Genomic DNA, 10,889 nt, shown 5'->3' on the forward strand with positions numbered 1-10,889 from the left:
TTGAATACAAAAGTACATCAGTTAATAATTTAGAATATAGATATGTTTAATACAGATACAAATCAAATCAAATACGGAGTTCTATTGTCTTATACCAATATATTCATCTCTGTTATATTGGGACTAGTACTAACCCCTTTCATTATCAGACACCTGGGTGATTCTGAATACGGGTTATATACTCTAACAGGTTCTTTTGTCTCATACCTATGCCTGATGGATTTTGGACTTAATAATACTATCATCAGATATGTGGCAAAATACAGGTCGATAAATGATAAAAAAGGAGAGGAGCATTTTTTGTCAACGATAATATCCACTTATCTTATCATTGCAGTCGGCATTGTTCTGGCAGGATTCCTACTCTATTTCAATATGGACGGAATGTTTTCAAAATCACTTACACCAACTGAATTACATAAAAGCAAGATTATGGTTGCACTTTTGATACTTAATCTCGCCATAACAATTCCCGGAGGCTCTTTCATCGCCATATGCAATGGTTATGAACGTTTTGTTTTTACACGGGGAGTAAATATCATCAAAGGCATTTTCCGAAGTGTCTTGATTGTCGGGATACTGTATCTGGGAGGAGATTGCATATCACTGGTTATTATCGATACTATTGTAAATCTCATCTTTATAGCAGTGGCTTACATGTATGTAAGCAGATCCATAGCTATAAAATTTGCATTTACTAAATTTAATAAAGTTTTATTGAAGGATATCTTAAATTACTCTTTCTGGATATTCATCCTTGCCATAACGCAGCAGTTTCAATGGCAATCGGGACAGATAATACTGGGAATGAATGCCAATACAATAGCTGTAGGTGTATATGGGGTTGGTATTATGTTGGGAACATACTATGGAACATTTGCCAATGCAATTAACAATCTGCTGTTGCCTAAAGCCACAGCAATGGTGGTACATAAGACCAATCGTGATATTTTTCAGACAATGGTCCAGATTGCCAGTATCAATAGCTATATCCTATTTTTTATCTTAAGTATATTTTTCCTCTTTGGCCGGGAATTTATTTATCTCTGGGTAGGGAACATTTATAGTCAGGCCTGGTATATAGCCCTGATAATTATGCTTGTAAACACGATCCCTCTATTGCAAGGTTTCGGCAATTCGGTACTCGAAGCCAAAGGTAAAATCAGGGCAAAAGCCATATGGGCTTTATCGATTATACTGTTGGTAATTGTCTGCGGCTATTTTTTATCATTCAGATATGGAATTATGGGTATGACCCTGTCAGTTGCTTCAGGATTATTTATCAATATGCTTTTTACCAATTGGTATTACTCCAAAGTATTTTCATTCAAGCCATTCAGCTTTATAAGGAAAGCTCTGCTGAAACCGGTTGTTTATATATCGGTATTAGTCTTTTTAGTAACAGTAATAAATACAGTCTACGCTAAAGAAGTTTCATGGCCTGTATTCCTTCTCAAGATCTCATTATACCTTTTCGCATATTTCATCATCGTTTATCTGTTCCTGATGGATAAACAAGAAAGAACATATTTAAAGAAGATACGAAATGAACAGCATATTATTTAACTTACGCCTTCTATTATGGAAAATATTAGGTGTAGATTACCAAACCTTATTAAAGAAGACAGACTATACTTTGTTGGAAGATGATAAATATACAACGATAGGTCACCGCACTATAAATAATAGCGCAAAGATATGGCGCTGGACGACTGCCGGAGTTTGGGTCGGGAAATATTCGAGTCTTGCCAATGATGTAAAACTAATAGTCGACGAAGGCTATCATACCATAATGCAAGTTACCAGTTTTCCTCTGATACCCAGCTTGTACAGGCATGGGTTGATAACAGAGCAGGAAAGAGGCCGCCTATTAGAAAACAGGAAACAAAGGACAGGTATAAAAATAGGTAACGATGTTTGGATTGGCATGGGGGTATATATATTGCCCGGGGTGACCATTGGAAACGGGGTGACTATAGCGGCAAATGCCGTAGTAACAAGGAACATTCCCGATTATGCAGTGGCGGGAGGGGTACCAGCCCGGGTCATTTCCATGAAACATAACAAAGCCATGATTGACAGGCTAAATCAAATAAAATGGTGGGACTGGGAGGATACCACTATAAAAGAACGGGTAGAAGACTTTTTTGATATAGAGCTTTTTATAAATAAATACGGCTAAGATTCCAAAGAAAATAATATATCGGAGGAAAAGACCTGAGGACTTTTTAAACACCTGCGAATGAGAATAAAAACAATAACCTGCCACGAAGTTTATAACTACGGCGCGACCTTGCAAGAATACGCATTATTGCACTATTTGCAAACTCTTGGATATGAATCACAAGCGATTCATTATAAACCTGATTATTTGAGTAATCATTTTGATTTAAAGATGATATCGAATCCCAGATTCCAAAAGTTTCCCTTAAAGTATTTTTATTTATTGGCAAAGTTTCCCGAAAGGATAACTTCTCTAAGAAAAAAGAAGTCATTTGATAAATTCACTGCCCGCTATTTAAATGTAGATACCGTTATTTACAAATCAAATAATGAGTTGAGAATGAGCCCTCCACAAGCTGATGTTTACATCTGTGGCAGCGACCAGATATGGAATCCACTTTTCCCAAATGGAAAAGATGCTGCTTTTTACCTTGATTTTGCTCCGGAGGATAAGACCAGGCTATCGTACGCTGCGAGTTTTGCAGTTGATAAAATAGCAGATGAGATAAAGTCTTTTGTGTACGAAAAAGTTAAGAAGCTGGATGCAGTATCTGTAAGAGAGAGGTCAGGCGTATCTATACTAAAAGAGTTAGGAATAAGTGCCACGCAGGTATTAGACCCCGTATTCCTGCTTCCGGGAACATTCTGGATCAAAACATTTGTTACTTATATTCCAGATAAATATGTTCTCGTGTATGATTTCGACTCTAATGAAATGATTGAAAAGTTAGTGAAGAAAATTGCGCGGACAAACAATTATAAGATATTCACAGTAAACCGGAATATCTCCTATGCCGATAAGAATTTATGGTATTGCGCCCCGGACATGTTTCTTTCACTGGTCTGTCATGCCCAGTATATCCTGACAAACTCTTTCCATGCGCTCGCTTTTTCTTTGATATTCGGGAAACAGGTCTGTGTAGTTAACCGGAACGAAGAAATAAATACGCGGATGAGAGATTTATTGGATTTAGTCGGGTTAAAACATTGCTTAGTAAAAAATGAAACCGACTTCGATCTCAGTACCACTATAGATTATAAAATTGTAAATTCTATTATTGAAAAACATATAGAAAAATCCAAATCGTTTTTAAAAGACAATTTACCATCTGATGAAAAAGCAAATATTGTTTGTCATTGAATCTTTACATTGCGGGGGAGCGGAAAAGAGCCTTGTAACGCTTTTAAACAATCTGGATTATACCCATTTAGATATATCTGTATTATTGTTTTGTAGAGGTGGACTATTTGAGAAGCTTATTCCTGAAGAAGTCAAGGTACTTACCAGGGAATTTCCTGTAGCTGGCAATAAAATAAAATATATTGGGGGAAGAATTAAATTCTGGATTTTAAAGAAAATGAGTTACAGAAAGAATATGCACGCTTCTCAATTGTTTTGGAAAAGCTTCGGTAAATATATTCCCGTTTTGGAAAAAGAGTTTCATATAGCTATTGCTTATAATCAGGGATTCTCCACTTATTTTGTTTCAGAATTAGTGGTATCGGATAAGAAATATGCCTGGATTAATACAGATTATATAAAGGCAGGTTATAATCCGTCATTTGATTATAAATTTTACAAATCATTCGATAAGGTTATTGCGGTATCCCCTGAGAGCTGTAATTCTTTCACCGTTTCAATGGCTCGTATCGGTGTCGGAATAAATACAAAGGTTATAAAGGATATCGTAGACAAAGACCTCATATTATCTATGAGCCAGGAACCGCTTGCGCAGCCTTTCAGCGATACCTGTATAAATCTGGTAACAGTAGCTCGCCTGACAAAACCCAAAGGCTTGGATCTGGCCCTTCAGAGTTGCCGCAAACTGATAGATAAAGGTTACAAAGTGCATTGGTATATTATAGGCGAAGGTATGGAACGTAAAAATATTGAATATGGGATTGAAAAGCTAGGGATTGCCGATGCCGTGACTTTAACAGGATTTACAGACAATCCATATCCTTATATTAAGGCCGCAGATATTTATATACAAACTTCGCTTTTCGAAGGACTCGGTTTGTCTTTAATAGAAGCTTCACTCTTAAATAAACCGATAGTAACAACAAATTTCGATACCGCCTGTTCAATCATCGAACATGGTAACACAGGACTGATTTGTAAAATAGATACAGATGATATAGTAAAGCATATAGAATTATATATTAACGATAAAAAGCTAAGGCGAACTGTAGCCTCCAATCTGAGAGATCAAGATACAAAGGATAAAGAGATATCATTAGATGCTTTTTATTCCCTTCTATAAGTATATCAACAAAGCAACTACCAAAACACATATGGACTATTCTTTACAATCATTTACAGAAAATCTGCTTCACATGATGCGCGGGGCATTTATGATGATGTGTATTATGATGTGTATGAATTTATACCCGAAAAGAACGAAAAGTTCAATACTGAATTCTCTCTTCTGGTTATTTGCTATAATACCTGTACCGATAGCATTAACGTTCGGATTTATGATTGAAGAACTACAAGAAAATGAAACATTCATCGTATTCAAAAAATTGGTTGACTTGTGCCTTGTCCCGCTAGCCGGGTCCTTTCTTCTGAAAATCATTAGGCCAAGCTACATGGATACTAAAAAAAGTTTTTTACTACAGGCTCCCACTATTCTTTTTGTAATAATATTTGTCATCACCCAGCATAAGATAATACTTATACTTTCCTTTACCTATACAACGATAATTGCTGCTATCATTTTCTTTCTTATTGTTTTTATTTCCGACCGTTACAACCGTAATCTGAGAAATAACCTGTCGAATATTGACACCAATACTATAGAATGGATACGGGTAGTCGTATATATATATTTGCAGTATGGTATCTGATGTGGGCTCTCCTGCTGAAAGAAAATGATAGCTGGCTATATCCGGTCTATTATCTGTTTCTCATCATTATTTGGACTTTTATATACAAATTTTCAATAAAACACGTTTCGGTATTCCATGAAGAGGAATTATTCATACCCGTTCAGGAAGAGAAAACAAAGGCATTACCGTTCAATGACAAGTTTATACATAATTTGGAAGTATATATGGAACAGGAACGCCCATGGCTAAATACTTCTCTATCTTTACAAGACCTGTCCTTAGCATTGAACACCAATCGTACCTATCTGTCAGAGTATTTTCATAAAACATTAGGCATTACTTTTTATGATTATATAAATAGCTTTCGCCTGAAACATGCTTGCAAAATACTATTATCAGATCCCGATCTATCAATTTTACAGGTAGGTGAGAAATCCGGATTTAATTCGATTTCTACTTTTCAGCGAGCCTTTGGGAAGCATATCGGATGCACACCGGCTATTTACCGCCGGCAAAATCTATCAATAAAAACTCGCAAAGCTGAAAAAAATGAAAAACATCCATAACCTGTAAATTTGACTTGTTATCTGTAAATTTGACTTGTTATTTGTAAAATCGACCCGTTATTTGTAAAATTGACTCATCCCCTATTAGTTTTATTTAATATTTTTGGCTTCATAAATGCTATATAATTAAATGAAAAAGAAAAACAATTTCTTAACTGAAAGCCGCAGATTCGGTTAAAATCAAATTCGTTTTTTGACAAACTATTTATACAGTTGTTGCTTAATATTTTTTGAAAAAATAGAAAACGTTAAAACAAAAGTTATCAATAAAATGGATATTAATATATATATGTTAATTATCTCGTTTTATTTTTTTCAAAAAGATGAATGGTATCAATACGACTAAATGTCCCATTGTATTTATTGGTACTAATTCATGGATTTCATACAATTTAAATTAATCTCCTGAGAGGATATTTATGTATCCTTCAATAGCGAAGCTTTTGCCCATTTCCAGAAACAATTAATGTATATTACCCTGTTCGTCTTTAATTAAACATTAGGAACAGAGCCGCACAATGATTTAAACAAAGCTATAAAAAGAGATTCCGGTAGCATCTTTCCGAATGTTAATAACGAACCTCTTATCTTATATTTAATAATTCCTTAAATGTCATATTACAAATCTAACGTCTGGTTTGCCGCCCGGGTAAGGCGCAATCAGGAAAGGACAGTAAAAGAAAAGTTGGAACACCTTGGTATAGAGAATTATGTTCCGTTTCAAAAGGAAATTCGTATACGAAAAGATCGAAAAGCTGAGGTCTGGACGCCTGTCATACCCAATATAGTCTTTATACATACAGATTTCAATACAGGCATGTCAATCGCTAATGAATATGGAATTAAAATCTCATTCATAAAAGCAATAGACGGTAAAGGCTTGCTTATAGTTCCACAAAAGCAAATAGACGATTTCAAATTAATATGTGAAAGTGGTGTAAAATATACTTTAGTAGAGACTTTCGAAAAAGGGGACCATGTGTTAATCAATAATGGATGCCTGAAAGGGCTTTCCGGAGAATTGTTAAGTATGAATGAAAACAATAGCAAAATGCTTGTAAGGATTGACGGAATTGCCACATTTAAACTAATAATTCCAGCAAAAATGTTAAATAGGCTAAATTAAATCACTTCACCAGTCTCATTTGAAGATGCTATCACTAAAAAAAATATTCTTTTCTATCAACATAAATTATAAAAATAAATTACGCAGTATACAATATCTCAACCGGAGTATTGTTTTTGTCATCGATTTATTTTTATCATCTTTCGGTACACTATGTGCTTTACAGCTTGTCTGGTTTATACTGGGGAAAAACGGGATAATGACCTATTGGGAGTTTATGATGGCTTTGACTGCCATCATTTCCATTATATTATTCTTTTTATTCAGAGTCTATAAAACAAGTATAAGATTTTCGAGGCTTAGGGAACTGAACCGTATATTCTTTTTATTGATTGTCAAATGCTCGCTGCTTTCATTAATTGTCATAAAACAAGAATTCTTAAGTGTAAAATATAGTCTTATCTGCTGTATATTAGATTTATTTATCTCCTCATTCTTTATGATCTCTTTCCGGGTATTTATAGTCAGTATATATTACTCTATAGTAAATTGGGATGACAAACAAGTCAATAATGTCCTCATATATGGAGATAACAAAAATGTTCCTCTTCTGGCTTCTCTGATAAATAACAATGATGAGGTTCCGTATAAGGTAGTCGGGATACTAAGCCGGATACACCGGAGAAAAGGATTTCAGGTCGCAGGATTCCAAGTCTATACATGGGACGGAGATTTAGATAAACTATTACTTTCCGTTAAACGGAAAATAACCCATATTGTGTTTACCAATAATGCAGACTTCAATCATGAATCCGATAAACTCGTATACAGTTGCATGGAACACAATATACAAATGCTGATGAGTGGCAAAATACAATTAATGAATAAGCAAAACCTGCTCCAGCAAATAAAAAACATAGAGATAGAAGATCTTTTACAACGGGATGAAATAACTATAGATGTAAAAGCCGTTTCCAGTGAAGTAAGTGAAAAAGTTGTATTGGTAACGGGCGCGGCAGGCTCTATCGGATGCGAGATTTCGATACAACTGGCAGGTTTCGGCGTGAAGGAATTAATTCTTTTGGATATAGCCGAAACGCCTTTACATAATTTAGAACTTGAAATGCTGAAGAAATTTCCAAAACAGAGTATAACATTTATACTCTGTGATGTCCGTTCAGATACAAGAATCAAAGATATATTCAAGCAACATAAACCCAACCTTGTATTTCACGCAGCAGCATATAAGCATGTTCCTGTAATAGAAGAGCATCCTTGCGAAGGGGTTCTCACCAATATCGGGGGAACCATAAACATTGCACGCCATTCGCAATTCAATAATGTGGAGAAATTTATAATGATATCCACTGACAAGGCGGTGAATCCCACTAGTATAATGGGGGCTACTAAACGCATAGCAGAGTTGTGCATACAAGGGATGAACAATATGTTCTATACCCAGTTTATCACTGTCCGTTTTGGTAATGTACTGGGGAGTAATGGTTCGGTCATTCCCCTGTTCAGGCAGCAAATAGCATATGGAGGACCCGTGACGGTCACTCATCCCGATATGATACGTTATTTTATGACAATCCCCGAAGCTTGCCGGTTGGTATTGCAGGCAGCAACGATGGGCCGGGGCGGAGAAATTTTCGTTTTCGATATGGGGGAGCAAGTCAAAATTGACAACCTTGCCCGCAAAATGATATTACTTTCGGGACTTATCCCGGACGAAGATATAAAAATAGAATATACAGGCCTGCGTCCGGGGGAGAAACTGTATGAAGAATTATTGACCGATGACGAATCAACCCAAATTACTAAAAATCAAAAGATACGGATAGCTAAGGCTGATAGAATAGACGAAAAGGAGCTAAAAATAAAAATAATAAAACTGATGAAGTACGCAAAAAGAACGGAGAAAGTTGATACTGTGCGTATGATGAAACTCATCGTCCCGGAATTTAAGAGTAGTAATTCGAAATTTGAGGCTTTTGACAAAGAAGAACTTGTCATGTACGAATAAATAGCGTTATAATCAAGAAAACTTAAAATTCGCGGGCAATGGAAGATAAGCCAATCAGGGTATTAATGCTTTTCACTATTCTCAACAGAGGGGGAGCCGAAACTATGGTGATCAATTACCTTCGAAGAATAGACCGTTCTAAGGTAATATTCGATTTTATTGTGCATCGTTCCGAAAAAGGAGCATATGACGATGAAGTAGAAAAAATGGGATGCAGGATATACAGATTTCCTCCTCTGAAATTATTACGTATACCATCATATAAAAGGTATATATCGGATTTCTTCGATTTGCACCGCGAATATAAAATAATACACGGACATTGTTCCGAATTAGGATATTATATATATAAAGAAGCTCATAGACGAGGCCTTCCTTTTATTGCAGCACACGCACATAACGAACCTCACGGCTTAGATATAAAGACTCCTGTAAGGAATATACTAAAATGGAGAATGCGCCCTTACCTCACTCATTATTTTACATGCAGCCAGGGTTCTGCTAAATGGCTGTTTGGAAAACCGTTAATGGAGAAGGCCATATTATTTCCTAATGCGATAGATACCTGCCGCTTCGTATTTAATCCTGTAAAAAGAAAAGAGATACGGGTCAGCTATGGATGGGAAGGCAAATTAGTCATAGGTAATATATCGAGATTCTCTTATCAAAAAAATCACCTCTTTCTGTTGGATATATTTTCCATAGTGGCCCGCTGCGAGTCTTCAGCATTACTCGTGCTTGTCGGAAGTGGAGGCGAATTACAAAAGAGGGTAAAAGAAAAAGTATTACAACTCGGATTAAAGAATAAAGTAAAGATAATGGGAAGCCGGGCCGATATTCCCGATCTGTTACAAGGAATGGATCTATTCTTATTCCCTTCCCTTTTTGAAGGGTTAAGCGTCGCTCAATTAGAAGCACAGGCTTCGGGGTTGAAGATAATAAACTCAACATCCGTATCAGAAGAAGGTACAATAATACCTGAACTCGTAGAATCTTTATCGCTAAAGCTTACCGCCGGCCAATGGGCAGAAAGAGTATTGCAAAGCATAACAGGCTATGAACGCAAAAACCGAATGCAAGAAATTACAGATGCAGGATTCGATATAAATAGAAATGCAGAATGGCTTCAAGACCTATATATAAGAGAAAGCCGATATTAACGGTATTTACCCCTACCTATAACCGTGCCCATACTCTGGAATTATGTTATAGGAGTTTATTGCGTCAGACATCTTCAGACTTTAAATGGCTAATAATCGACGATGGTTCTACCGATTCAACAGCCGTTTTAGTCAGAAGCTGGATGGCGGAAGATAAAATTACCATTGAATATCATTATCAGGAAAACCAAGGAATGCATGGAGCTCATAATACAGCTTACCGGCTGATAAATACCGAATTAAACACATGTATAGACTCGGATGACTACCTGGCTGATAACACGGTAGAACTGATCATTGATAAATGGCTAAAAGACGGCTCCGACAAATACGCAGGAATAATAGGACTGAATGCAAAATATAACGGGGACATAATCGGCACTGGGTTTTCGGTTCAGAGAACCACACTTACCGGTTTTTATATGCGGGGAGGCCGTGGAGATAAAAAACTCGTATATCGCACATCTGTAATAAAAAGTATACCGGAATATCCGGTCTTTAAAGACGAAAAATATGTAGGATTAGCCTATAAATACGAACTTATCGATTTGAAATATGAATTATTGACAATGAATAAGACCCTGTGCTATGTTGATTATCAGACAGATGGATCTTCCATGAATATGTATCGTCAATATTTCCGTAATCCGCGTGGATTCGCTTTTATCCGGAAAGAATCGATGATACACCACCCTTCACGTATACGAAGATTCATCGAGGTTATACATTATGTAAGTTCGAGCATTATTTGTAAAAACACGCAATTTATAAAAGAATCGCCCAAAAAGATAACAACGGTTTTGGCTCTTCCTTTCGGATTTGTATTGTATATCTATCTTTTATATCAATATAAACACTGCCGGCTGATAACTCCAAAATAAGTACGATACTTTTTACGTGCAATATATATGTTAGATTCTATCCCAATACAATTATATACTGATCTTTTCAACTACTTAATTTAAGTTGCTATTTATAGATTGTAAATTTTATCAAAAGTATATCCCCAAATGAAA

The 10,889-nt window shown here is 35.9% G+C and carries 10 protein-coding genes; all 10 read left to right on the forward strand.

The window, feature by feature from the left end; translation table 11 throughout:
• The first annotated feature begins 42 nt into the window (after positions 1 to 42).
• The 10 genes from ACFO6W_RS02400 to ACFO6W_RS02445 all read left to right on the forward strand — a co-directional run bounded on the left by ACFO6W_RS02400 (position 43) and on the right by ACFO6W_RS02445 (position 10,754).
• Positions 43 to 1,566 (forward strand): lipopolysaccharide biosynthesis protein, encoded by a 1,524-nt coding sequence (locus ACFO6W_RS02400; RefSeq protein ID WP_379993715.1) that lies wholly within the window; start codon positions 43 to 45, stop codon positions 1,564 to 1,566.
• Positions 1,547 to 2,182: a CatB-related O-acetyltransferase gene (locus tag ACFO6W_RS02405; protein WP_379993716.1), complete on the forward strand. Its 636-nt coding sequence runs from the start codon at positions 1,547 to 1,549 to the stop codon at positions 2,180 to 2,182. The genes ACFO6W_RS02400 and ACFO6W_RS02405 overlap by 20 nt, the downstream gene beginning before the upstream one ends.
• A 60-nt stretch (positions 2,183 to 2,242) precedes the next feature.
• On the forward strand, positions 2,243 to 3,364 hold the full coding sequence (locus ACFO6W_RS02410) for a polysaccharide pyruvyl transferase family protein (protein ID WP_379993718.1): 1,122 nt from the start codon (positions 2,243 to 2,245) through the stop codon (positions 3,362 to 3,364).
• Positions 3,336 to 4,487, forward strand: a complete 1,152-nt coding sequence (locus ACFO6W_RS02415; RefSeq protein WP_379993719.1) for a glycosyltransferase — start codon at positions 3,336 to 3,338, stop codon at positions 4,485 to 4,487. The genes ACFO6W_RS02410 and ACFO6W_RS02415 overlap by 29 nt, the downstream gene beginning before the upstream one ends.
• A gap of 214 nt (positions 4,488 to 4,701) precedes the next feature.
• The gene (locus ACFO6W_RS02420) at positions 4,702 to 5,073 is read left to right on the forward strand and encodes a hypothetical protein (RefSeq protein ID WP_379993721.1); all 372 of its coding nucleotides are present in this window, start codon (positions 4,702 to 4,704) and stop codon (positions 5,071 to 5,073) included.
• The gene (locus tag ACFO6W_RS02425; RefSeq protein ID WP_379993722.1) at positions 5,028 to 5,621 is read left to right on the forward strand and encodes an AraC family transcriptional regulator; all 594 of its coding nucleotides are present in this window, start codon (positions 5,028 to 5,030) and stop codon (positions 5,619 to 5,621) included. Before ACFO6W_RS02420 ends, ACFO6W_RS02425 begins: the two co-directional genes overlap by 46 nt.
• 610 nt (positions 5,622 to 6,231) lie before the next feature.
• Positions 6,232 to 6,747, forward strand: a complete 516-nt coding sequence (locus ACFO6W_RS02430) for a UpxY family transcription antiterminator (protein WP_379993723.1) — start codon at positions 6,232 to 6,234, stop codon at positions 6,745 to 6,747.
• 25 nt (positions 6,748 to 6,772) lie between these two features.
• Complete coding sequence (locus ACFO6W_RS02435) at positions 6,773 to 8,713, forward strand: SDR family NAD(P)-dependent oxidoreductase (RefSeq protein ID WP_379993724.1); 1,941 nt, start codon at positions 6,773 to 6,775, stop codon at positions 8,711 to 8,713.
• A gap of 38 nt (positions 8,714 to 8,751) precedes the next feature.
• Positions 8,752 to 9,873 (forward strand): glycosyltransferase, encoded by a 1,122-nt coding sequence (locus tag ACFO6W_RS02440; RefSeq protein WP_379993725.1) that lies wholly within the window; start codon positions 8,752 to 8,754, stop codon positions 9,871 to 9,873.
• Positions 9,834 to 10,754: a glycosyltransferase family 2 protein gene (locus ACFO6W_RS02445; protein ID WP_379993726.1), complete on the forward strand. Its 921-nt coding sequence runs from the start codon at positions 9,834 to 9,836 to the stop codon at positions 10,752 to 10,754. Before ACFO6W_RS02440 ends, ACFO6W_RS02445 begins: the two co-directional genes overlap by 40 nt.
• Positions 10,755 to 10,889 lie beyond the last annotated feature (135 nt).

The sequence above is a fragment of the Dysgonomonas termitidis genome (assembly GCF_042654545.1).
Taxonomy (GTDB): Bacteria; Bacteroidota; Bacteroidia; order Bacteroidales; family Dysgonomonadaceae; genus Dysgonomonas; species Dysgonomonas termitidis.

Coding starts and splice junctions, on each gene's coding strand:
- ACFO6W_RS02420 (WP_379993721.1), top strand. CDS start 4,702: ATGATTGAAGAACTACAAGAAAATGAAACATTCATCGTATTCAAAAAA.
- ACFO6W_RS02440 (WP_379993725.1), top strand. CDS start 8,752: ATGGAAGATAAGCCAATCAGGGTATTAATGCTTTTCACTATTCTCAAC.
- ACFO6W_RS02435 (WP_379993724.1), top strand. CDS start 6,773: ATGCTATCACTAAAAAAAATATTCTTTTCTATCAACATAAATTATAAA.
- ACFO6W_RS02410 (WP_379993718.1), top strand. CDS start 2,243: ATGAGAATAAAAACAATAACCTGCCACGAAGTTTATAACTACGGCGCG.
- ACFO6W_RS02415 (WP_379993719.1), top strand. CDS start 3,336: ATGAAAAAGCAAATATTGTTTGTCATTGAATCTTTACATTGCGGGGGA.
- ACFO6W_RS02430 (WP_379993723.1), top strand. CDS start 6,232: ATGTCATATTACAAATCTAACGTCTGGTTTGCCGCCCGGGTAAGGCGC.
- ACFO6W_RS02400 (WP_379993715.1), top strand. CDS start 43: ATGTTTAATACAGATACAAATCAAATCAAATACGGAGTTCTATTGTCT.
- ACFO6W_RS02425 (WP_379993722.1), top strand. CDS start 5,028: ATGGATACGGGTAGTCGTATATATATATTTGCAGTATGGTATCTGATG.
- ACFO6W_RS02445 (WP_379993726.1), top strand. CDS start 9,834: ATGGCTTCAAGACCTATATATAAGAGAAAGCCGATATTAACGGTATTT.
- ACFO6W_RS02405 (WP_379993716.1), top strand. CDS start 1,547: ATGAACAGCATATTATTTAACTTACGCCTTCTATTATGGAAAATATTA.